The sequence below is a fragment of the Streptomyces sp. NBC_00829 genome (assembly GCF_045161795.1).
GTDB lineage: Bacteria > Actinomycetota > Actinomycetes > Streptomycetales > Streptomycetaceae > Streptomyces.
Genome location: NZ_CP108867.1, coordinates 7,156,325 through 7,178,253, shown reverse-complemented (window position 1 = coordinate 7,178,253; position 21,929 = coordinate 7,156,325). Strand labels below are relative to the sequence as shown.

The window sequence follows — 21,929 nt, the reverse complement described above, 5'->3', positions numbered from 1 at the left end:
AATGCGCTTGCATTCAATGCATGAGCATACACTGTCCTCCCCGTGACCTCTCCGCTCAACGTCCCCGTCGCGCAGGAGCGCTGGAGCCCACGCCCGGCGACGCGCCTGTGGGGCACGCTGCTCGTGCTCTGCGCCGCGATGTTCCGCCCTCGCCCGCCCACGTCCGTCCGTGACGTTCTGTCCGGTCGGACCGGCAAGGCCGTGTCGGCGGCCCTTCATCCTGTCGTCCGCCCCTCCGCGCGCTCGTGTCCGACCGGATCGGTTCCGTCGGAAGGCACCGACCGGGACGGATCCGGAAAAGAGCCCTCATGACGGGCCGGGAGTCGCAATGATGGACAGGCGCGTTCCACCGAAAGGTGCACGCATGCCGTCGAGTTGAGCGACCCAGGGGGAGGGACGCACGTGGCCCGGGAACAGGGCAGGATGCTCCTGGCCGAGTACTTCCTGACGGACAGCCAGGCCGTCATCATGATCGCTGGTCCCCAGGATTCGGAACCCGAGCTGGTGACCGTGCCTCACACACTGGCCCAGGTACGCGCTCTTGTGGCCGAGCTCACCGGGACACTCGAGTCGGCGCCCCGGCGGTCCGAGGCTCTGGAGCGGGCCTCGGAACTGCTGGCCGATCCACTGCTCGCCGACCTGGTCGAGCCGGTCGCCAACCGGCTGGCCCCGGGCGACCGAGTGTGGCTCGTCCCCCACGACGCACTGCACCGCGTCCCGCTGCACGCTGTCGGCTCCGGGCTGGCAGGGCACTCCGTCGCCTATGCGCCGAGCGCCTCGGTGCTGCAGCACTGCAGGAACAACCGGGGCAACGCGCGGCGGCGGGCCCTGGTCGTCGCCGACCCGCCCGGAGGGCCCGCGCTGACGGTTGGTCCCGCCCAGGCCGAGCTGCTCACCGGCCTGTTCAAGACCGACACCCTCACCGGCAAGGAGGCCGTCAGCGGCGCGCTGGTCCGCCGAGCCGCCTCGGCCGACATCCTGCACGTCAGCGCGCACGGCGTGTTCGACGCGACCGCTCCGATGCGCTCGGGCGTGATGCTCGCCGACGGATTGTTCACCGCCGAACGTTTCCTCAGGCTCAAGCTGTCCGGGACCCTTGTCGTGCTGGCCGCGTGCCGCACAGGCGTCGCCGCGGTCCGGCCGGGCGACGAACTGCTCGGCCTCGTCCGCTCGGTGCTGCACGCGGGTGCGCCCGCCGTCCTGGTCAGCCTCTGGACAGTCGACGAGCTGGCGACCACGATCCTGTTCGGTCACTTCTACGAGCGTCTGGCTTCTGGCGAGCACGCCATCGACGCACTCCGCTCGGCCCAGGACCGGCTCCGCATGACGAGCGCGGACGACGTTCTGGCCTACCTCGCGTCGGTCGCGCCGCTGGTGAGCGGCGCGGCTGCGGCCCGGCTCCTGGTCGCCGAGGCCCGGATCCGGCTGATGGCCGCCGACTTCGCCGGGGCAGCCGCCGCGTGCGACACGGCCCTCAAGACGATCACCGAGCCGTCGGCACGGAGGAACGCCCTGACGATCAGGCAGCGGGCGTTGCTGCACCGCAGCCAAGCGCCGCCCAACCTCGGCCGGCCTGTCTACGCCCACCCGTACTACTGGGCCGCTTTCGTGCTCATCGGTGACTGGCACTAGGAAAGGACACGCATGAGGACCGCGGCGGAGCTCATGGCCACCGACTACAGGACAACGACGGTGGAGCAGGCCCCCGGCAGCGCGGACGACACGGTCGTCGTGCTCGACGACGCGGGACGTCCCCGCTGGGTGGTGGGCCCCGCCGGCTGCGGGCTCGCGGTCGAGATCGGCCCGGACGCCCCGGTCAGCGGACTCTCCGCGCTGCCCGCCGTACTCGACCTGCTCAACGGCGGTCTGCCGGCCGTGCTGGTCGTCGAGGAGGAACGACTGATCGGTCTGCTGGACGCCTCACTGGTCAAGGAGGAGCTCCTGCGGGCCCTGGAGGAGGACGGCGACGCCATCGGCACGGTCCTGGACGGTGACTGGGAGCTGTACGGGGCACCCGTGGCGCCGGTCGGGCTCGTCCGGGTCAGGTGCCAGGTCTGCGGAACCGTCGCCGAAGTGGACGAGTTCCCGATTGCCGAGGTTCCTTGCCCCGGCGATCAGTCTCATCTGCTCGTCGATTCCCGGATGGGGTGAGGGATGGGCGGGCTCATCGACGGCGCTGCCGCATTTCTCGACCGGCGGCAGCTCACCTCGGTGTGGATCCCGTTGACGGCGTTCCTCGCCGCACTGGCCACGGTCGCCGCGGCGGGGGCGGGTTGGGGGGCGACGCTGACCTGGTGGAACGGGCTCGGCGGGGAGACCCGGATCCTCGTCGTTCTCGGGCTGGTGCTGGTCACGGTGCTGGCGGGACAGCTCCTTGCCGTCGCGCGCCCCGGACTGGTCCGCTGCTACGCGGGCCACTGGCCGGATCTGCGCATGCTGCGTCCGCTGCGTTCGGCACTGCTCGCGCGTCATCTCGCCGCGCAACGTGCCCGGAGCGCGGAGAACCCGGAGGTGTTCCTCACCTATCCACGCACGGCACGGCGGACGTTGCCGACCCGGCTCGGCAACATCCTGCGCGCCGCCGAGGAACACGGCGACCGCTACGGGCTGAATGCGATGACCGTGTGGCCGCGGCTCTACACCGTACTGCCGGACCCTTTCCTCGCGTCGTTCGCCCAGGCCGCGACGGCCCTGCAGACGGGGGTGATGGTCAGCTTCCTGGGCGCCGCGTTCTCTGTCGCGGGCGGTGCGCTGGCCGTTGTGGTCCTGCCGGGCGCCGGGGCCGCGTGCTGTGTCTGGGGCGGAGCCCTGGTCGCGGTCCTCGGCTATCGCGGGGCGGTCCGGGCCGCCCGGCCCTACGCCCAGCTCATCCGTGCCGCCTTTGACGTACACCGGTTCCTGCTGATCGAGGCGATGCGGCTGGGCCTGCCGGCCGACCCTGCCCAGGAGCACGCCCAATGGGAGCAGCTCGCCAAGCTCTGGTACCGAGGCGCGCCAGACTGCGACCGGATCTCGGCCCTGCGCTACCCGACACCCCCTGAGTCCGCGTCCGTACCCGCCCCGGACGCACGGGCGCCCGCCCGGGGTGGCTGGGTACCCGCCCCGGGCGATCCGGCCACCGCCTCGTCGCCGGGCCCTGCTTCCGGCAGGCCCCTGTCCCGCCCGCCTGCCCCGCCCGGTTCGGATCCCGACGCCGGGCATGTCGCGCCGCGTGCGGCGCTAGTACGACGGGCGGTACCGGTTCGGTCGCTTCTGGCCTGCGCGGTCGTCCTCGCCGGAGTGGCCGCAACGGGCATGGCGCCGACATCGGGGACGGACGAGGAGATCCGCGCGGCGTGTGATCTTCCAGCGTTCCATGTGCTGGCTCCGGCCGACCTCAAGGGCGCGGGAGCGGGACGGCTCAGCGGACGCTACACGGTGAAACCCGTGGACAAGGGCACGCCGCTGCGCCCTTCCGAGCTCGGTCCCCGGCTCGGAAGGGCGCTGGCGGGCCGGGTTGCTCTGACGGTGCCGGCCGACACCGCGCGCGTGCGCCGGGGGCAGGCTGTCAGCCTCCGAACCGTGAAAGGCACCTTCAGAGGGCTGCTCGTGCTGGACGCACCGGCCAAGAACTCGCTCGTCGTCGCCGTGCCCTCCGCCCGTCTCGACGCCTTGTCACGGGGCCTCGACGCGGGGCCGGTCCGCCTGGTGCTGCCGGTCGGCTGAGAGGGCGCGAAGGCCGTCGCGGACCCGGCCGTCCAGAAAGTCCCACGCGGGCTCCGGCAGATCGGCGGGGATGCGCGCGCGTTCTCGCCGTGCGTCCTCGGTGCGCCCGAGCCTGCGGTGCAGCACATCGGCCGCCCCCTCACGGCAGGCCGCTTCCTCGGCACGCAGGCCGAGCGTCTTGTAGCGGAAGGCGGCCTCACGCCACCCGCGCAGCGCGTCGTCCCATTTCTCGGCGAAGGTCAGCACAAGCGTCTTCGTGAGGACCAGTTCGGCCTCGATCGCCGATCGGGCCCGTTCCAGCGGTTCCCGGCCGTCCACCGGGACACGCGGGGCGACCTCCTCGTCCACCAGCGCGAGCGCCTCGGTGGCCAACCCGGTCCAGCGCAGCGCCGCCAGACCGGTCAGCGGCGCCCTGAGCTCGGGATTCTTGTTCACGATCGAATTCTGGCCCGCTACGAAGCCACCGCGCGCCGCGTGCACGGCCATACCGAGATACCGTCGGACGAGCCGGAAATCCGTCCTGCCGGGCGAACTCAGGAACCCGTCGTACAGCCACACGCCGAGAAAGATCATCCGGTGGTCCCGCTCCTGCTGGATCGTGAACGCGGTGAGACGGTCGGCGATCCGTCCCGGCGCCGGGCGGTCGACGAGGCACACGACGCCCGTCTCGGCCAGCAACAGCGGCAGGAGGGCGGTAGCCGTCCCCGGCGTGGGGTGGAACACCGCCACCGCCCAGAACGGGAACAGCCAGTAAACGGTCATCGCCCGCAGTGACCCGGGCCAGACCCGGCGGACCACGCACACGGCCCCACAGATCAGCGCGCCGCCGAGCCAGCCCGTGAGAATCGCGGTCTGCGACCACCGGGAGGCGAACCAGCCGCCCACGGGCCCGGCCGCTACCAGCGCCGCCGCCGCATTGCCGAGGGTCATGATCAACCGGTGGCTCAGAACGCCCCACCGATGCTCGTGTCCCACGGCCTGGTCGAGCATGAACATCTGGGTGGCGACCGCCGCCGCGCACGCCACCAGGACGAAGCCGTCGCGGTGCCCGCCGGTCACCGCGACCGCCGGCGCGACGACCGTCAGCATCATGGCGCAGCCCCAGAACCGGTCGACCGGCAATGGCGGCCGGATGTACGGGCCGAACCGCGAGATCCGTACGAGCGCCGCCTCCGGGGACCGCCACCGCTCCGGCGGACGATGCGCCAGGCGTATCCCGTGGCCCACCAGCACCGGCAGGGCGCCCCAGACCAGCGGCTCCGGGCCGGAGTTCAGAAGGACGGCCGCGACCGCCGCGCCGCACGCCGCCTCCGGCCAGCCGGCCAGCCCCATGACCAGGCCGAGCGCGGCCGACGCCGGCAGGGGCAGGTCGCGGCCGAGCCACACGAGGCCGGCCCCTGCGAGGCTGTGCAGCAGGGAAGCGGCGATCAGCCGCGTGTCACGCCTGGCCGGGACGTCGGCGAGCTCTTCGTACGCCGCCTGCATGCTCCCGCGTCCGCGCCGACGGATGCGCCACTCCGCCCTTGAACAGACGTATCCCAGCACAGCAATCCCGAGGCCCAGTTGGCCCGCCGATATCAGCACCCCGCACAGTCTGGCCTCCCGCAGACGCGGACACGCCTCGTTGACCGAACTTTGGAATATCTCGCCCCTCTCGCCCGGCATTCCGCCACGATGACCCGATGGGTCTGTTGCGTCTGCCGCTCGTGGTCTACCCCTGGCTCAAGTGGCTCGTCATCGTCATAGCCGTCGACGCGGTCAGGAACGGCTCGGCCATCTCCCCTGCGCTGCTGATCGGCCCGGCGCTGATGATCGGACTCATGATCCATCTCGATGTCTGGTCGGCGCGGGTGCTGAGCCCCTTGGAACGGGCCCGCAAGCTCTGCTGGCTCGACGGCAGGGGCATTGTCCTGACGCTGGTCCTCGTGCTGCACGCCTACTCCGCCGGGCTCATGCCGTCGGTCGTCGGCTTCTGGCATCAGCATTCCTGGCTGGGACGGTACGAGATCGTGCTCGCTCTGTTCCTGGCCGCGTACAACTACCTGCCGGGCTACGGCGCCATGGCGGCCCGGGTCAAGGCCTTCACACTCCCCGTTGACGTCGTCGAACTGTACTTCGTCCGGAAGGGCTTGGCTCCGTTCCTCCTCGGGCTCTCCTCAGGAGATCCAGGCATCGCGGCGTTCGCGGCCTGGCTGGTGTTCTTCGAACTCCTCGTCCAGCTCAACGAGCTGTTCTTCCGTACGGAACAGCCGCTCTGGCTCTTCCGCCGGGCCGAGGCGCACAAGTACTTTTCCGGCACGTCCGCCTATCGGCGCAGGGTCGTCGACCTGTGGATCGAGGAGGACGTGCGGGGGATGCCGTTTCCTCGCCTCCACCTCGTGCACTCGCTGTGCGACGAGGCCATGACCGCGGCCCAGGACAAGAACCCGCATCCCCGCATGATCCGCTTCCTGAAATCCGAGAGACGTCCTGGGCAGGCGGCCAAGTCCTGGCTGAACGCGGCGTCGGACCTGCTGGCGCAGGCGACGCGCGCGCTTCCCGCCCCCACACCCGCCCAGCGACGGGCCCTGGATCTGGCGGAGGCTCATCTCATCCGGTTCCGCGTCCATCTCGACGTGAGCCTCGGCCGTCAGGAACGGGCGCTCAAGGACCAGCGCAAGGTCCGTGAGCTGTGGACCCGGCACGGCCTGCACAACCTCAGCGCCAACAACCTGTGCGTCGAACTCACCGGAGCCCGCGCCGAGGGAACCAAGCCGGCGGTGCCCGAGCGGGCCCTGGCCGAGCTGGACCGGCATCTCGAACAGCCCGGACTGGTGCCGTACGTGCGCTGCTCACTGCTCCTGCTGGCCGCCGAGTACGCCACCCTGACCGGCGATCTCGCACGCGCGGCGACGATGCGTGAGTTACGGCATCAGTACGTCATCGGCCGGTCGGACTTCAGCATCCTCAACCGCGAGCAGCGCGCCGCCGGTATGCCCGCTTTCAAGGCCCTTCAGTACCGCTTGACCTTCCTCTCCCTGGAAGCCCTGGACGCCTGCACCCGTGGATACGTCCCGGAGCAGCGCGACGCCGACCGCCCGCCGAGGATCATCCTGTCCAACCTGCCCGGTGGCCGCGCCGGAGCCCAGGCGGCGGCCGGGATGCGGCTGTGGCTCGACGGTGAGCCCACCGAGGCCGCCGAGGCGCTGCGCGAAGCGGCGGCCCTCCTCCAACGCGACGGCTTTCACACCGACGCGTTCAATGTCCTCTACGAACTGGGCACCGCTCAGCGTGCCATCGACCCGTCCGCCGCCTACGACAGCTTCACCCGGGCCCTCGATCTCCAGCAGCGCCTGCGCAAGGGCATCGTCAACGCCGATCTCCGCCTCGCCACCGGTGCCACCACCGAGCATGTCACCCGCACCCTGACAGACCTCCTCCTGCGGACCCTCCCCGCTCCCGCCCCGCCGGCCCTCACCATCTTCGCTCTCGCCGAGCTCTCCCGCTCCCGCGTCCTCCTCGACCAACTGGGCACCGGTGACACCCGCCCCATCACCTACCCGGCCCTGCGCACCCTTCTGGCCGAGGCCGGCACGACCTCGGACCTCGCGGACACTCCCAAAACGTGAGCGGGGGACGTGTGGCCACGCCGTTCGCGGGGACCGGACTCGCCCTCTGCGCGTCCGGCTCCGGCCACGCGCTCTGCGTGCGCGCTTCCCGGAGGCTGAGGGATCAGCAGAGCCAGCCGGGGCGCACCAGACCGGACTCGTAGGCCATCACGACCAGTTGGGCCCGGTCGCGGGCGCCGAGCTTCACCATCGTGCGGCTCACATGCGTCTTGGCGGTGAGCGGGCTGACCACCAGTCGGCGGGCGATCTCCTCGTTGGACAGGCCGATGCCGACCAGCGCCATCACCTCCCGCTCCCGCTCGGTGAGCTCGGCGAGGCCCTCGGCGTCGGCCGGTTCCTTGGACCGGGCGGCGAACTCGGCGATCAGACGGCGTGTCACGCCCGGGGAGAGCAGGGCGTCCCCCTCGACCACCGCCCGTACGGCACGCAGCAGTTCCTCCGGCTCGGTGTCCTTGACCAGGAAACCCGACGCGCCGGAGCGGATCGCCTCGAAGACGTACTCATCGAGCTCGAACGTGGTCAGCATGACCACCTTGACCTCACCCAGCCGCTCGTCCCCGGTGATCCGGCGGGTGGCGGCGAGACCGTCGAGCAGTGGCATGCGGATGTCCATCAGCACCACGTCGGGGCGCAGTTCGCGCACCAGCCGCGCCGCCTCCTCGCCGTCGGCGGCCTCGCCGGCCACCTCGATGTCCGGCTGGGCGTCGAGCAGCGCCCGGAACCCCGCTCTGACCAGGAGTTGGTCGTCGGCGAGCAGTACGCGGATCACATCGTCTCCTTCGGCTGGACGGGGAGGTCGGCCCGCACCCGGAAGCCACCGTCCGGCCGGGGACCCGCCTCGATCGTGCCACCCAGTGCGGCGGCCCGCTCCCGCATTCCGGCCAGGCCGTTGCCGCTGCCGCCCGCCTCCGACCCGGTGGCCGGGCCGTCGTCGTCGATCCGCAGATCCAGCAGGCCGGGCGTGTACGCGACGCGCACCCGTGCGGTGCGTGACCCCGAGTGGCGTACGACGTTGGTCAGCGCCTCCTGGACGATCCGGAAGGCGGCGAGGTCGGTGCCGGGCGGCAGCGCGGTCGGCTCCCCCACCGTCTCCACCTCCACGCTCAGGCCCGTACTCGAAGCCTGGTCGACCAGTTCGGGAAGCCGGCCGAGGCCGGGGGCGGGCGTGCGGGGGGCGTCGCCGGGTGTGCGGAGCGTGTCGAGGACCTGGCGCACCTCGCCCAGCGCCTCCTTGCTCGCCGCCTTGATGGTGGTGAGCGCTGCGCGGGCCTGTTCGGGGTCGGAGTCCAGCAGCGCGAGACCCACGCCCGCCTGGACGTTGATGACCGAGATGGAGTGGGCGAGTACGTCGTGCAGCTCGCGGGCGATTCTCAGCCGCTCCTCGTCGGCTCGCCTCTTCTCGGCGGCGGCGCGCTCCTCGCGCTCGCGGGCCCAGACCTCGCGTCGTACGCGTACGAGCTCGGAGGCCGCGACGATGGCCACCACCCAGGCGGCGATGACCAGTTCCTGACCCCAGGGCGCGGCCTCGTCACCGGGCGGTGGCAGATAGACGTACAGCCAGTGGCCAATGAGCAGATGTCCCAACCAGAGACCGCCCACGGCCCACCAGGCGGCGCGGCGGTGGCCGGAGGTGATGGCCGCGAAGGCGCCGACCGCGACGGTGAGGAAGACCGGGCCGTAGGGATAGCCCGCGGCGAAGTAGGCGAGCACGGTCACGGCGGCACCGAAGACGGCGACGACGGGCCATCGGTTGCGCAGCAGCAGAAACGCGGGCCCGGCAAGCAGCAGCACGCGCGCGAGAGCGTCGAGTGGTTCGCGGTGCTGGCCATGAGCGGCGAAGCTCGACCCCACGAGCACGAACACGGCGAGCACGAGGGTCGACGGCCAGGGCACCTTCGCGTCTCGCCGCCGTTCCTCCCAGTGACGCATCGGCGGCGGTCCGCCCCGCGCCCAGGGGGGACCACCGCAGAGGCGGGCGACGCGCTGCTCATCCATACCGGCCACGCTAGACCGGCCCCGGGCGGCAGCGCGTCAGCCCGGCGTGGCGATCACGCGTACTCCCTGTGCAGTACGGCGTCGGCGGCCTGACTTCGAAGACCCGCCCGCCGCGGGGACTTGGATGGGGGGTGGACCGGAGTGGGTCGGACCGGAGTCGGGCGGACCGAGTTCGGGCGGGTGCCGTGTCAGGGTCCGGTGCCGGGACCGGGGGGCGGTGTGCCCGGAGCGTGAGGCGGCCGTAGGCCCACCTCGTGCGCGAGACGGGCCACGGCATGCGCGAACAAGGCGTCGCGGTCCTCGACGAACCGATTGAACTGGCCGAAGAGCTCGAAGGAGATCAGCCCGAACAGCTGCGGCCAGACGCTCACCAGCGCCACGACGACGGCGGGTGGCAGATCGGGCGCGAACGTGGCCCCGAGCCGGTGCGCCTCGGGGCGCAGTTCCTCGGCGAGCGGCGGGAGCGCGATCCCGCTGTCGCGGTGGGCGTCACGGACGATCGAGACGAGCGCGAGCCCCACGCGGGAGGCGGGTCCGACCGTGTCCATGGGTGCGCGGTAGCCGGGGACCGGGGAACCGTAGATCAGCACGTACTCGTGGGGATGTGCGAGCGCCCAGGCGCGGACCGCCGAACAGAGAGCGGTCCAGCGGGCGGGATGGTCGTGCGGGTCGGGGACGGCCGCGAGTGCTGTCTCCGCGGCGGCGCCGACGGCGTCGTACGCGTCGACGATGAGAGCGGTCAGCAGATCGTCTCGGCTGGGGAAGTAGCGGTAGAGGGCGGAGGAGACCATGCCCAGCTCGCGGGCTACGGCGCGCAGGGAGAGCTTGGACGCGCCCTCCGCGGCGAGCTGCTTGCGGGCCTCGTCCTTGATGGCCGAGGTGACTTCGGCTCGGGCACGGGCTCGGGCTCCTGGGACTGCGCTCATGAGAGCAGTGTGCCACTTTTCGGAGCGCCGCACTAAAACGAGAGCGGTGCTCTTGCTTCGGATCGCTGATCCGGTGCACACTGATGCCAGGCGAGAGAGCAGTGCTCACACTTTGAGGAGTCGGCATGTCCGCGCAGTCCACGCACGTCATGAAGCCCGGCTGGTTCACCGTCAACGTCATCAACCGGTCCGTCGCCTGGATGACCCGTCGCGGCATCAGCATCTGGGGCTCTCGCGTCCTGGCCGTCCGCGGCCGCAAGAGCGGCGAATGGCGGCGCACCCCCGTCAATCTGCTGACGGTGGACGGGCAGCGGTACCTGGTTGCCCCTCGCGGCCATGTGCAGTGGACCCACAACATGCGCGCGGCGGGCGGCGGCGAGTTGCATCTGGGCAAGAAGACCGAGGTGTTCACCGCCGAGGAGGTCTCCGACGACGACAAGCCCGCCCTTCTCCGCGCCTACCTGGGGCGCTGGAAGGCCGAGGTCGGTTTCTTCTTCGGAGGTGTCGGCCCCGACTCCTCCGACGAGGAGCTGCGGGCCATCGCCCCCAAGCACCCCGTCTTCAGGATCAGCGCGACGAAGTGAGAGCGCGGCCGGCGGCCCGAGCCCACCACGCCCGCCGGTCCAGCCCCCAGCTCCCGCCACGCCCGCCATACCGACTGGTCCGCCCCCCCAACGCCCCCGCTACGCCCGCCGGTCCAGCGCCTCCAACACCCGCCTCGCCATGCCGTGCGTGCGCACCAGGCCCGCCAGCGACGTCGATCCGCGCGTGATGTCGGCGAACGCCTTCCAGGCCGGACGGAACCCGGTGATCATGGCGTGGAGCAGACCCGGACGGCGCTCGAAGACGGCGAGCATCCGCCGGCCGACGCCCATCTCGACACCCAGCCCCGCCTTGATCGCGAACGCGTAGTTCAGCGCCTGCCGACGGGCCTCCACGGCGTCGCCCGCCTCCGAGATCCGTACCGCCCACTCCCCCGCCAGTCGTCCGGACCGCAGCGCGAAGGAGATGCCCTCACGGGTCCACGGCTCCAGCAGACCGGCCGCGTCACCACACACGAGCACCCGCCCCCGCGACAGCGGCGAGTCGTCGCTGCGGCACCGGGTCAGATGCCCGGACGAGATGGCGGGCTCGAAGCCGGCCAGCCCGAGCCTGGCGATGAAGTCCTCCAGATACCGCTTGGTCGCCGCGCCCTCACCCCGGGCCGAGATCACCCCGACCGTGAGCGTCTGCCCCTTGGGAAACACCCAGCCGTAGCTGCCGGGCATCGGCCCCCAGTCGATGAGCACCCGCCCCGCCCAGTCCTCGGCCACCGTCGCCGGCACCGGGATCTCGGCCTCCAGCCCGAGGTCCACCTGGTCGAGCTTCACCCCGACATGGGCACCTATGCGGCTGGCGCTGCCGTCCGCGCCGACGACCGCACGGGCCAGTACCGTCTCGCCGTCCGAGAGCACCACGGCGACCGTGCGCCGGTCCGGCACGGCGGGTCCGTGCTGTTCGACACGGGAGACGGCCGCGCCCGTACGCAGCACCGCCCCCGCCTTCTGCGCCTGCTCGACGAGACCGGCGTCGAACTCCGGCCGGTTGATGAGACCGAAGAGCATCCGCTTGGAGCGGCGCGTACGCGTCAGCTTGCCGTTGAGCGAGAAGGTGACCTCATGCACCTTGTCCCGCAGCGGCAGCTCGAAGCCGGGCGGCAGGCTGTCGCGCGAGGGGCCGATGATCCCTCCGCCGCAGGTCTTGTAGCGCGGAAGTTCGGCCTTCTCCAGCAGCAGCACCTGACGGCCCGCGACAGCCGCCGCGTAGGCCGCCGACGCGCCGGCGGGCCCGCCGCCCACCACGACGACATCCCACACCGGCTCGGCCTGTTCGCCTACGGCGTCTGCGTTCTCGCTGCTCACGATGTGCTTCTGCTCCCGATCCGAACCGTGGCTGGTCTCGACGGCATCCTACGGCGCAGTCACTTCCTGCCCGTGGGAGGATCAACCACACATTCGCCGTACACACATCGCACAACGTCGCACCCACAAGGAGCGTGCCCATGACCGCTGATCCGATCGCCGAGACCATCGCCTCGCTGATGCCCCGCGCCAAGGCGGAGCTGGCCGAGCTGGTGGCCTTCGAATCGGTGGCGGACGAGGCCGTGGCACCGAAGAGCGAGTGCGCGGCCGCGGCGAACTGGGTGGCCGACGCGCTGCGCGCCGAGGGTTTCCAGGACGTCGCGCTGCTCGACACCCCTGACGGCTCGCAGTCGGTGTACGGGCTGCTGCCCGGCCCGGCGGACGCTCCGACCGTTCTTCTGTACGCCCACTACGACGTGCAGCCGAAGCTGGACGAGTCCGCGTGGCTGACCCCGCCCTTCGAGCTGACCGAGCGGGACGGCCGCTGGTACGGGCGCGGCGCCGCCGACTGCAAGGGCGGCTTCCTCATGCATCTGCTCGCGCTGCGCGCCCTCACGGCGAACGGCGGTGTCCCGGTCTCGGTGAAGGTGATCGTGGAGGGCTCGGAGGAGCAGGGCACGGGCGGTCTCGAGCAGTACGCGGAGGCACACCCCGAGCTGCTGACCGCCGACGCCGTCGTGATCGGCGACACCGGGAACTTCCGGGTGGGACTGCCGACCGTGACCGCGACGCTGCGCGGCATGACGATGATCCGCGTGCGGATCGACACCCTTGCGGGCAACCTGCACTCTGGCCAGTTCGGCGGTGCCGCGCCCGACGCGCTGGCCGCGCTCATCCGCGTACTGGACTCGCTGCGCGCCGAGGACGGCTCGACGGTGATCGACGGCCTTCCCGCGCGGGCGCAGTGGGAAGGACTGCAGTACCCCGAGGACGAGTTCCGCAGGGACGCCAAGGTCCTCTCCGGTGTCGACCTCCCGGGAGGCGGCACGGTCGCCGACCGCATCTGGGCCCGCCCCGCCGTCACCGTCATCGGCATCGACTGCCACCCGGTGGCCGGCGCGACCCCCTCCATCCCCGCGAGTGCCCGTGCGCAGATCAGTCTGCGGGTGCCGCCGGGCCAGGACGCGGCCGAGGCCACCAAGCTGCTGTTCGCGCACATCGAGAAGCACACGCCGTGGAACGCCCGGGTCTCGCTGGAGCAGGTGGGCCAGGGCCAGCCCTTCCAGGCGGATGTGACGAGCCCGGCGTACACCTCGATGGCCGAGGCGATGCGCGTCGCGTATCCGGGCGAGGAGATGCAGGCCTCCGGCATGGGCGGATCGATCCCGCTGTGCAACACGCTGGCGTCGCTCTACCCGGAGGCGGAGATCCTGCTGATCGGGCTGAGCGAGCCGGAGGCGCAGATCCACGCCGTGAACGAGTCGGTCTCGCCGCAGGAGCTGGAGCGGCTGTCCGTCGCCGAAGCGCACTTCCTCGTGAACTACGCGGAGTCCAAGAAGGCCTGAGCACCGCGGGGCACCGCACCACGCACCCGGTTGAGCCCACCGTGCCCCACCGGCCCGCCGAGCCCGCCGCGGATCCGGCCGGTGGACGCACCACGACGCGCACGTCCACCGGCCGGCCGCAGGCAGGGCTGTCGCATCAGCCGACAGGAACGCCGGCCTCCAGGTTGAGTACCAGCCCGCGCTCGCGCGCCCTCAGCGCCCAGCGGAGCCGCTCGTAGCGCGTGGGCGGGAGCAGATGGGCCGCCTCCGCCTCGCCGACGAACCGCCAGCCGCGCAGTTCCGATCCGGGCAGCAGCACCTGCCCGGCCTCGCCGCTGTTCAGTCGGCCGCCGTCGAAGAGCATCCGCAGCCCGCCGTATCCCGGCGGACGCGGCGGCTCCCAGTCGACCACCAACAGGCTGGGCACCTCGGCGAGTTCGATGCCGAGCTCCTCGGCGACCTCCCGCATTCCGCCGCGCGCGGGCGCCTCGCCCCGCTCGACGACCCCGCCCGGGAACTCCCAGCCCGGTTTGTAGGTGGGGTCGACGAGCAGCACCCGGTCGTGCTCGTCGAAGAGGAGTACTCCGGCGGCGAGTGTCTCGGCGGTCGGCTCGGGAGTCTGCACGATCTCGCAGACGCGGGCGTCCCCGGCGCCCATCGCCGCGGCTATCCGGCGTGCCGTCGCCCGGGGGTCCATCCGGCTGGTGTCGATGACGTACGCGTCGCCGCCGATCCAGTCGAGCGCGGCGAGATACGGCTCGATGTGGTCGTACGCCCATTGCCTGACGCGCTGGTCGGCATCCGGGATGTCCGGCTCCTCGCGGTTGGCGATCCGCTCGCGCAGGATCGTTTCGTCCGGTCGGAGCAGGACGTGGCGTACGGGAATCCGGCGAGAGGCGAGCCCGCCGAATATCTCGTCGCGGTACTCCTGGCGCAGCAGGGTCATGGGCGCCACCAGCACCCCACCGAGGTCGGCGAGCAGCGCCGCCGCGGTGTCGACCACGAGCCGCCGCCAGATCGGCAGATCCTGGTAGTCGCTCACCTCTGCGAGTCGTTTCTGCGGGAGCAGATGACGCAGCTGCCCGCCGATCAGTTCGGGGTCGTACAGCGTGCTGTTCGGGATCAGATCGATCAGTTCGCGCGCGGTACTGCTCTTGCCCGCTCCGAACGCACCGTTGATCCAGACGATCACGGTTCCCCCTCTTCCGTAGCCCTCAGTGGATTGCCCGCAACACCCTGCCACGGAAACCCGTTACGGGAACCGGCCTGTTGATCGCGTACCCGGACGCGGACCCAACTGTGTCCGCGCTGTTGCCGGTTCACCACCACCGTGCGGGAACCGGACGCGTCTCAACGCAGGGACGGACGACCGCGCCGGGACCGTGACACCTGGGCGCGGAGCGTCGTTGGAACGGAAGAGACATAAGGGGGTGCGGGATGCGCCGTACGGTGTTGGAGAGGTTTCCCGCCGGGGGTCCGCGCGGAAGCTGGCCGGCCGAGGAGTTCGCCCGGGCACGCCGGGACGAGGGCCTGGCCGCGGAGGTCGTGATGGACCTCGAATCGGATGCGTTCCTGGTCGTCGTGGCACAGCAGACCGCGGACGCGGTCACCTGACGAGAGCGCCGCGGCCCCCGTCCCGGCCGCTTCCGGGAGGGGGCCGCGGCAAGCGGATCAGCCCTTGGTCGAGCCGAGTGTGAGACCGGCGATGAAGTGCCGCTGAAGCAGCAGGAACACCAGCAGCGTCGGCAGCGCGACGATCACCGAACCCGCCGCGAGCAGGTTGTAGTCGGTGAAGAACTGGCCGCGCAGATTGTTCAGCGCCGAGGTGACCGGGAGCTTGTCACCGTCGGAGATGAAGACGAGCGCCCAGAGGAAGTCGTTGTACATCCAGGTGAACTGGAGCGTGCCCAGCGCCGCCAGGGCTGGTCGGCACAGCGGAAGCGTGATGCGCCAGTACTGCGTCCACACGCTCGCGCCGTCCACAATGGCCGCCTCCAGGATCTCCTGCGGCAGGGCGCGCATGAAGTTGGCGAGCACAAAGACGCAGAAGCCGATCTGGAAGCCGACCTGCACGGAGATGACGGCCCAGTACGAGTCGAACATCGTCATCGAGTCGGACATCCAGTACGGCAGCGGGATGCGGTTGAACAGGACGTACAGCGGAGTGACGATCACCTGCTGAGGCAGCAGGTTGCCCGCCGTGAACAGCATCAGCAGCACGATCGAGCCGCGCATGTTCAGCCGCGCCACCGCGAAGGCGACGAAGGAGGCGAGGAAGAGCGTGATCAGCACCCCGGGGACGGCGATGATCAGGGTGTTGACGAAGTACTTCGTCATTTCCGAGTCGCTGAAAGCCTGTTGGTAGTAGTCGAGGGAGAGCTTCTTCGGCAGGGAGAAGTATCCGTGCTCCGAGGTCTCGTCGTACGGCCTGAGCGAGGCGTAGACCGCGAGCAGCAGCGGCGCGAGGAAGGCCAGCGAGACGGTCATCAGGAAGGCGTGGAGGCCGAGCCGGCCGGGGCGGAGCAGGCGTTTGGCGGGCGGCCGGGCGGCGGCGGGCGCCGGGGCGGTGTCGATCGTCATCGGTTCTTCTCCCCACGGATCTCCTGGACCAGATACGTCACGACGAATCCCATGGAGACGAGCAGCAGCACCACGGCGATGGCGGAGCCGAATCCGATACGGCTTGCCTCGCCGATGATGTTGTCGGTGACAAGGACCGAGAGCAGTTCCAGTCCGTTTCTTCCCTTGTTGACGGCGTAGACGATGTCGAAGGCGCGCAGCGCCTCGATGACCGTGATGACGCCGACGATGACGTTGACGGGCCGCAGGGTCGGGAAGACGACACGGAAGAACGTCTGCCGCTCGCTCGCCCCGTCGATCGAGGCGGCCTCCTTGAGCGAGGGGTCGACGGCCTTCAACCCGGCCAAGTAGAGGATCATCACGTAGCCGGTGTGCCGCCAGGCGGCGGCCAGCAGAATCATCCAGAGGTTGATGTCGGGGTCGCCGAGCCAGTCGGTTGGATTCTCGGTGTCCCCGATGATCGCGTTCAGCGCGCCCTGGTCGCGGGAGAAGATCAGCTGCGCGATGAAGCCGACGACCGCGAGCGAGAGCACCACCGGCATGTAGAGCGTGGACTGGTAGAAGCGGCTGAACCGCACACCCCGGTCGATCAGGACGGCCAGCAGCAGCCCGAACGGCGTGGCGACCAGCCCGAGGAAGGCCAGCCAGAGCAGGTTGTGGCGGGCGGCCGGCCAGAACTGCGGATAGTCGGTGAAGAGGGTCTGGTAGTTCTTCATGCCGACCCAGGAGATGTCCCCGATGCCGTCCCAACTGGTGAAGGACAGCACGACGGAGGCGAGGGTCGGCCCCCAGACGATGACCACGTCGAGCAGGATCGGTATGCCCAGGAGCACGCCGAGTACGGCGAGGTCGCGGCGGGTGAACCGCCGCGGCCCTCGTCGTGCGGCGCGCGGTGAGACGCTCACTCCCGATCGCCCCCCAGAGTCGTTCAAGGTGCCCCGGACGGAGGGTGACTCCGGCCGGGGGCCCGGGGGCCGTTCCCCCGGAGATTGCAGCAGCGGCACGGCTGGTGGCTCCAAGTCTTTTTCGGCCGGTGTCGGTTCAGCCTTCGGAGGCGAAGATGGACTTCTTCTGCCTCTCGATGCTGTTGACCAGGCCGTCCACATCCTTCGGCTTGTTGATGAAGGTCTGGATGGCCGGAATCATGACGGTCGAGGAGAAGTCGGGGCGTGTGTCGCGGTCGAGGAACTGGGAGATCTGCTTGGCCCCCGAGACGAGTTCGACGGCCTTCTTCTGCAGTTCGGTGTACTTCGCGGTGTCGGCCTGGTCGCTGACCGCGATGTTGTTGGGGTCGCTGGCGAGGTAGATGTCCTCCGCCTTGCCGGTGGCCAGCCACTTCAGCAGGTCCTTGGCGCTTTCGAGGTTCTTGCTCTGCTTGAGGTTCTTCGACTTCTTGGCGAGCAGGAATCCGTCGATGGGCGCCTCGACGGCGTCCTGGCCGTGTTCCGGGTTGATGACCGGGAAGGGGAAGAAGTCGAGGTCGGACTGCTCGGCCTTCGGGAACTGCGCGCCGGGGTGCGGAAGTCCGAAGACGGCCATCCCGGCCTCCTTCTTCTGCAGGCTGGTGGCGGCCTCCTGCCAGGTGCGGCCGTTGGCTCCGGGCTGGCAGTAGGGAAGGAGGCTGCGCCAGGTGTCGAAGACCTCCTTGACACGCTTGTCGGTCCACGCTTCCTTGCCGGCCATCAGGTTCTTGTGGAACTCATAGCCGTTGGTGCGCATGTTGATGTAGTCGAAGGTGCCCATCGCCGGCCAGCCGTCCTTGTCGCAGAACGCGATGGGGACGAGCTTGTCCTTCTGCATCTGCTTGGCGAGCGCTATGTACTCGTCGAGCGTCTTGGGCGCGGTGTAGCCGTGCTGCTGGAAGACGCTCTTCCGGTGGAAGACGGCCCACGGGTAGTAGTAGTACGGCGTGAGGTACTGCTTGCCGTCCTCGCCCGTCGACTGGGCCTTCAGCGCGGCCGAGAAGCCCTGGTATCCGGACCAGTTGTCGCTGATGTCGTGGAGCAGGCCCTTTTTGGCGAAGAACTGCATGCGGTAGCCCGCGAACCACATGAAGACATCGTCCGGCTTGCCCTGCAGATAGCGGTTGATGTTCTCCTGGAAGGTGTTGTGGTCAACGGTGTTGACCTTGATCTTCCGGCCGTCCTTCGACTGGGTCTCGTAGGCGGCGAAGGCGTCGGCGAATGCCTTCTTCGGCACCGGGTCGGACGAGTTCGACCCCAGGTGGATGGTCTTGCCGTCCCCGCCGGGGCCACCGCCGCACGCGGCGAGCAGCGAGGGCAGCGCGATCGCGCCTGCACCCGCCGCGGCACCGCGCAGCAGATTCCGCCGGGACATCCGATGTCCTGCCACGCTCCCGGGCGTAACAGAACCGTTGAACGATGACTGCGCCATGTCCCCTCCTTCGAGGTAAACCAAACATAACCAAACGCGAGGATTGGATCTCACCTCCAGAAAGAGGTGTCGTCAAGAGTTCTAGCGAGAAAACGAACAACCGTTACCCCATCGATTCCAACAGACTTCAACACGGCCTACCGTAAACGCTCGCGACTGACGCGTACATGAGGACACCCTCGAAGTGCGTGAATGCCACGGAACGTCAAATGCGCCGCTACCCGCTCGTAGCTTGCGATGCGGAGTCGTCGGAGTCCTGGCCACAGCGCTGCCCGGCGCTCCCGGCCACCGCCGCCGGGGCCTCACCGCGTCGGCCAGGTCTCCCGCAGCGGCGCCAGAGCCTGGCGAGGGGCTCGCACCGACCCCGCCCATGGGGTTCGACAACGGGAACCGCCCACTGCCGGGCGCACTTCCATGAGGCCATGGCCAAGGGGATAGCCGACAGGGGATAGCCGACGACTTCGTCGAGGAGGGCCTGGACGTGCACGCCGAGGGCACCGTGGAGTACTACGCGGGCGGCGCGTGCACCACGGCGAGCGCGCAGGTCGGCCTGGACGACGAGAAGGGGCGAAGGGCGCGGTCGCCTTCGAGATCTGGGCGGATGCCAGGCCGGCCGCCTCGACGGACGTACTGGCCAACGCGATGTCCGCGCAGCCGCTGTCGGCGGTCGTCAGCGGCTGCGAAGGCCGTACGTCCGACGGTCACCGACCGCGGCGACGGCGACGGCCGCGATTCTGACCGCGCGCGCCGACCGCGCCGACTGGGCCGACTGGGCCGACTGGGCCGAGGTCCGCATCAGCTGCTGACGCGGGTCCGGTGGGGGCGGGAACCGCCGGTCCGATGCCGGGAACCGCCCGTCCGGGCGGGAAGGCAGCCGTCCGATGCGGGGAGCCGCCGGTCCGAGGGGCGGACCGGCTGTCCACCGCAGCGCCCCGCCCTCTCAGAACCGGCTGCCGTCCGGCCCGGCCGGTCTCAGGACCGGCCGCCGGCGGCCGCTGCCGCGTCGCCGTACCGGCCGAGCGAGGCGGCAGCGGCCGCACCCACCAGACCCGCGTCCGTGCCCGTCAGCGCCGGGGCCACGGTCAGCCGCTGGACGAAGGAGAGTGTGGCGTAGTCGCGCAGCGAACGGCGCAGCGGCGCGAAGAGCACCTCGCCCGCGCCCGCCACTCCCCCGCCGATCACGGCTGTCTCGATCTCCACGAGCGTCGCGGTGGCGGCGATCCCGGCGGCGAGAGCCTGAGCGGCGCGCTCGAAGGAGGCGATGGCGACCGGGTGCCCGGCCTTGGCGGCCAGGGCCACGGCGGCGGCGGAGGTGTCACCGTCGGGGCCTGGCTGCCAGCCGTTCTCCAGCGCCCTGCGGGCGATGTTCGGGCCACTGGCTATGCGCTCGACACAGCCGCGCCCTCCGCAGGGGCAGAGGTCGCCGTCGAGGTCCACGCTGATGTGGCCGATGTGGCCGGCGTTGCCGGTGAGCCCAGGGTGGAGCTTGCCACCGAGGACGAGTCCGCCGCCGACGCCCGTCGAGACCACCATGCACAGGGCGTTGTCGTAGCCGCGTGCCGCGCCCTGCCAGTGCTCGGCCGCTGTCATCGCGACACCGTCGCCGACCAGCTCGACGGGCAGACCGCCCGATGCGCTGCGTACCCGAGCGACCAGCGGGAATCCCCGCCAGCCGGGGACATTGACCGGACTGACCGTACCGGCGGAGGCGTCCACGGGGCCGGCGCTGCCGATGCCCACGGCACCGGCGCGCGCCCAGAGCGGGGAAGCGGCGAGCTCGGCGAGGACCGCTTCGACGGCGCGCATGACCGTCTCGCCGTCCTCCTTGGCCGGAGTCGGACGTTGGGTCCGCACCAGTATTTTGCCGTTGCCGTCCACCAACGCGCCGGCGATCTTGGTGCCGCCGATGTCGAGCGCGGCGACGAGGTCGGTATGCATCGGTGTCGGATCCCCCTGGGGAGCTGTCGGACCTGCGGATTCAGGAACAGTCTCCATTCCCCTGACAACGTTGTCCAGGGCCTATGCTCGACGCCACACCCTTGCACACCCCGTGCAACGCCGTTCGACGACAGGACAGCACACTGTGGCTGAGACCGACCATCCCCTGGCAATGCACGGGCGCCCCCGAGGGCCCGAGCCTCGCTACGGCAATCGGCCCACCATGAAAGATGTCGCCGCCAGGGCCGGAGTCGGCCTCAAGACCGTCTCCCGGGTGGTCAACGGCGAACCGGGCGTCACCCCCGACACGGAGCGCCGGGTGCAGGAGGCCATCGAGTCCCTGGGCTTCCGCCGAAACGACAGCGCGCGGGTGCTCCGCAAGGGCCGTACCGCCTCCATCGGCCTCGTCCTCGAAGACCTCGCCGACCCCTTCTACGGCCCGCTCAGCCGCGCCGTCGAGGAGGTCGCCCGCGCGCACGGCGCGCTGCTGATCAACGGCTCCAGCGCCGAGGACCCCGACCGTGAGCAGGAACTGGTGCTGGCGCTGTGCGCCCGCCGCGTCGACGGCCTGATCGTGATCCCCGCCGGCCACGACCACCGCTATCTGGAGCCGGAGATGAAGGCGGGCATCGCGACCGTGTTCGTGGACCGCCCGGCCGGACAGATCGACGCCGACGTGGTGCTCTCCGACAGCTTCGGAGGTGCCCGTGCGGGCGTGGCCCATCTGATCGCGCACGGCCACCGCCGTATCGGCTTCATCGGCGACCAGCCGCGCATCCACACGGCCGTCGAACGACTGCGTGGCTACCGGGCGGCCATGGAGGACGCCGGGCTCGATGTGGAGGACTCCTGGGTGTCGCTGGGTTCGACTTCACCGGAGCGGGTGCGGTCCGCGGTGACGGAGATGGTGGCCGGTTCCGACCCGGTCACGGCCGTCTTCGCGGGCAACAACCGCGTGACGGTCACGGCGGTCCGGGTGCTGGCCGAGAACAAGCCGCCTGTCGCGCTGGTGGGCTTCGACGACATCGAACTGGCCGATCTGCTGGGCATCACGGTCATAGCGCAGGATGCGGCGGCGCTCGGCCGGACCGCGGCCGAGCGGCTGTTCCGCCGTCTCGACGGCGCGGACGACGCGCCTTCCCAGGTGGCTCTGGAGACGGTACTCATCCCGCGCGGCTCGGGCGAGATTCCGCCGTCAGCAGACCGGTAGCCCCGGCACCGGCCGGTCGTTGTCGCCGCCTTTGACGCAGACGACGCTCAACGCGCGCGGCGGCGCGGGCCTCGCGCTGCATCCGCACGCGGAGATCGGCCGGTTCGGGGCCCGAGGAGTCGGTGCAGGTGCGCAGTTCCTTGACGCGACCTCACGGCCGAGCACGTCGCCCACGGCGCGCCAGACGA

The 21,929-nt window shown here is 70.5% G+C and carries 18 protein-coding genes and 1 pseudogene; 9 read left to right on the top strand and 10 right to left on the bottom strand.

The features are described 5' to 3' along the window. Positions 1-402: 402 nt before the first annotated feature. From OG293_RS32265 to OG293_RS32255, 3 genes are read left to right on the top strand one after another with little or no spacing between them, the layout of a single operon-like run. Positions 403-1,632, top strand: a complete 1,230-nt coding sequence (locus tag OG293_RS32265) for a CHAT domain-containing protein (RefSeq protein WP_406002276.1) — start codon at positions 403-405, stop codon at positions 1,630-1,632. A gap of 12 nt (positions 1,633-1,644) precedes the next feature. Continuing rightward, positions 1,645-2,151, top strand: coding sequence for a hypothetical protein (locus OG293_RS32260; protein ID WP_406002275.1), 507 nt, complete (start codon positions 1,645-1,647; stop codon positions 2,149-2,151). 3 nt (positions 2,152-2,154) lie between these two features. Beyond that, on the top strand, positions 2,155-3,705 hold the full coding sequence (locus tag OG293_RS32255) for a hypothetical protein (protein ID WP_406002274.1): 1,551 nt from the start codon (positions 2,155-2,157) through the stop codon (positions 3,703-3,705). Here the strand turns inward: OG293_RS32255 and OG293_RS32250 are convergent. Further along, positions 3,655-5,289 (bottom strand): hypothetical protein, encoded by a 1,635-nt coding sequence (locus tag OG293_RS32250; protein WP_406002273.1) that lies wholly within the window; start codon positions 5,287-5,289, stop codon positions 3,655-3,657. The two genes, OG293_RS32255 and OG293_RS32250, sit on opposite strands and share 51 nt — an antisense overlap. A gap of 98 nt (positions 5,290-5,387) precedes the next feature. Between OG293_RS32250 and OG293_RS32245 the strand changes: the two genes are divergently transcribed. Then, a complete protein-coding gene (locus tag OG293_RS32245; RefSeq protein ID WP_406002272.1) occupies positions 5,388-7,313 on the top strand; it encodes a hypothetical protein in 1,926 nt (641 codons plus the stop codon). A 103-nt stretch (positions 7,314-7,416) separates the two neighbouring features. Here the strand turns inward: OG293_RS32245 and OG293_RS32240 are convergent, their stop codons facing one another. The 3 genes from OG293_RS32240 to OG293_RS32230 all read right to left on the bottom strand — a co-directional run bounded on the left by OG293_RS32240 (position 7,417) and on the right by OG293_RS32230 (position 10,234). Then, entirely contained in the window at positions 7,417-8,082 is a 666-nt protein-coding gene (locus OG293_RS32240) for a response regulator (RefSeq protein ID WP_406002271.1), read from the bottom strand. Next, positions 8,079-9,308, bottom strand: a complete 1,230-nt coding sequence (locus tag OG293_RS32235; RefSeq protein ID WP_406002270.1) for a sensor histidine kinase — start codon at positions 9,306-9,308, stop codon at positions 8,079-8,081. The genes OG293_RS32240 and OG293_RS32235 overlap by 4 nt, the downstream gene beginning before the upstream one ends. Positions 9,309-9,496: 188 nt before the next feature. After that, positions 9,497-10,234 (bottom strand): TetR/AcrR family transcriptional regulator, encoded by a 738-nt coding sequence (locus OG293_RS32230; protein WP_406002269.1) that lies wholly within the window; start codon positions 10,232-10,234, stop codon positions 9,497-9,499. 125 nt (positions 10,235-10,359) lie between these two features. Between OG293_RS32230 and OG293_RS32225 the strand changes: the two genes are divergently transcribed. After that, on the top strand, positions 10,360-10,818 hold the full coding sequence (locus OG293_RS32225) for a nitroreductase family deazaflavin-dependent oxidoreductase (RefSeq protein ID WP_406002268.1): 459 nt from the start codon (positions 10,360-10,362) through the stop codon (positions 10,816-10,818). Positions 10,819-10,917: 99 nt separating this feature from the next. Here OG293_RS32225 and OG293_RS32220 read toward each other — a convergent pair whose 3' ends face one another. Further along, the gene (locus OG293_RS32220) at positions 10,918-12,135 is read right to left on the bottom strand and encodes a geranylgeranyl reductase family protein (RefSeq protein WP_406002267.1); all 1,218 of its coding nucleotides are present in this window, start codon (positions 12,133-12,135) and stop codon (positions 10,918-10,920) included. 140 nt (positions 12,136-12,275) lie between these two features. Here OG293_RS32220 and OG293_RS32215 point away from each other — a divergent pair, with 140 nt between their 5' ends. Continuing rightward, a complete protein-coding gene (locus tag OG293_RS32215; RefSeq protein ID WP_406002266.1) occupies positions 12,276-13,640 on the top strand; it encodes a dipeptidase in 1,365 nt (454 codons plus the stop codon). A 136-nt stretch (positions 13,641-13,776) separates the two neighbouring features. Here the strand turns inward: OG293_RS32215 and OG293_RS32210 are convergent, their stop codons facing one another. Then, complete coding sequence (locus tag OG293_RS32210) at positions 13,777-14,811, bottom strand: NUDIX domain-containing protein (protein WP_406002265.1); 1,035 nt, start codon at positions 14,809-14,811, stop codon at positions 13,777-13,779. Positions 14,812-15,056: 245 nt separating this feature from the next. Here OG293_RS32210 and OG293_RS32205 point away from each other — a divergent pair, with 245 nt between their 5' ends. After that, positions 15,057-15,233 (top strand): hypothetical protein, encoded by a 177-nt coding sequence (locus OG293_RS32205; RefSeq protein ID WP_406002264.1) that lies wholly within the window; start codon positions 15,057-15,059, stop codon positions 15,231-15,233. Between the two features lie 57 nt (positions 15,234-15,290). On the opposite strand, the gene OG293_RS32200 is transcribed toward OG293_RS32205, so the two are convergent. From OG293_RS32200 to OG293_RS32190, 3 genes are all read right to left on the bottom strand, one after another. After that, positions 15,291-16,199, bottom strand: coding sequence for a carbohydrate ABC transporter permease (locus tag OG293_RS32200; RefSeq protein WP_406002263.1), 909 nt, complete (start codon positions 16,197-16,199; stop codon positions 15,291-15,293). After that, positions 16,196-17,104 carry a carbohydrate ABC transporter permease gene (locus OG293_RS32195; protein ID WP_406002262.1) on the bottom strand — a complete coding sequence of 303 codons (909 nt, stop codon included), beginning with the start codon at positions 17,102-17,104 and terminating at the stop codon, positions 16,196-16,198. The genes OG293_RS32200 and OG293_RS32195 overlap by 4 nt, the downstream gene beginning before the upstream one ends. A 136-nt stretch (positions 17,105-17,240) precedes the next feature. After that, positions 17,241-18,536: an ABC transporter substrate-binding protein gene (locus OG293_RS32190; protein ID WP_406003786.1), complete on the bottom strand. Its 1,296-nt coding sequence runs from the start codon at positions 18,534-18,536 to the stop codon at positions 17,241-17,243. A gap of 526 nt (positions 18,537-19,062) precedes the next feature. Between OG293_RS32190 and OG293_RS32185 the strand changes: the two are divergent. Next, a pseudogene (locus OG293_RS32185) lies at positions 19,063-19,338 on the top strand (NPCBM/NEW2 domain-containing protein); the annotation flags it as partial. A gap of 227 nt (positions 19,339-19,565) precedes the next feature. On the opposite strand, the gene OG293_RS32180 reads toward OG293_RS32185, so the two are convergent. Further along, the gene (locus OG293_RS32180; protein WP_406002261.1) at positions 19,566-20,531 is read right to left on the bottom strand and encodes an ROK family protein; all 966 of its coding nucleotides are present in this window, start codon (positions 20,529-20,531) and stop codon (positions 19,566-19,568) included. A 172-nt stretch (positions 20,532-20,703) separates the two neighbouring features. Between OG293_RS32180 and OG293_RS32175 the strand changes: the two genes are divergently transcribed. After that, a complete protein-coding gene (locus tag OG293_RS32175; protein WP_406003785.1) occupies positions 20,704-21,741 on the top strand; it encodes a LacI family DNA-binding transcriptional regulator in 1,038 nt (345 codons plus the stop codon). Positions 21,742-21,929: the final 188 nt, after the last annotated feature.

Coding starts and splice junctions, on each gene's coding strand:
- OG293_RS32260 (WP_406002275.1), top strand. CDS start 1,645: ATGAGGACCGCGGCGGAGCTCATGGCCACCGACTACAGGACAACGACG.
- OG293_RS32255 (WP_406002274.1), top strand. CDS start 2,155: ATGGGCGGGCTCATCGACGGCGCTGCCGCATTTCTCGACCGGCGGCAG.
- OG293_RS32245 (WP_406002272.1), top strand. CDS start 5,388: ATGGGTCTGTTGCGTCTGCCGCTCGTGGTCTACCCCTGGCTCAAGTGG.
- OG293_RS32235 (WP_406002270.1), bottom strand. CDS start 9,308: ATGGATGAGCAGCGCGTCGCCCGCCTCTGCGGTGGTCCCCCCTGGGCG.
- OG293_RS32230 (WP_406002269.1), bottom strand. CDS start 10,234: ATGAGCGCAGTCCCAGGAGCCCGAGCCCGTGCCCGAGCCGAAGTCACC.
- OG293_RS32225 (WP_406002268.1), top strand. CDS start 10,360: ATGTCCGCGCAGTCCACGCACGTCATGAAGCCCGGCTGGTTCACCGTC.
- OG293_RS32215 (WP_406002266.1), top strand. CDS start 12,276: ATGACCGCTGATCCGATCGCCGAGACCATCGCCTCGCTGATGCCCCGC.
- OG293_RS32205 (WP_406002264.1), top strand. CDS start 15,057: ATGCGCCGTACGGTGTTGGAGAGGTTTCCCGCCGGGGGTCCGCGCGGA.
- OG293_RS32200 (WP_406002263.1), bottom strand. CDS start 16,199: ATGACGATCGACACCGCCCCGGCGCCCGCCGCCGCCCGGCCGCCCGCC.
- OG293_RS32190 (WP_406003786.1), bottom strand. CDS start 18,536: ATGTCCCGGCGGAATCTGCTGCGCGGTGCCGCGGCGGGTGCAGGCGCG.
- OG293_RS32180 (WP_406002261.1), bottom strand. CDS start 20,531: ATGCATACCGACCTCGTCGCCGCGCTCGACATCGGCGGCACCAAGATC.
- OG293_RS32175 (WP_406003785.1), top strand. CDS start 20,704: ATGCACGGGCGCCCCCGAGGGCCCGAGCCTCGCTACGGCAATCGGCCC.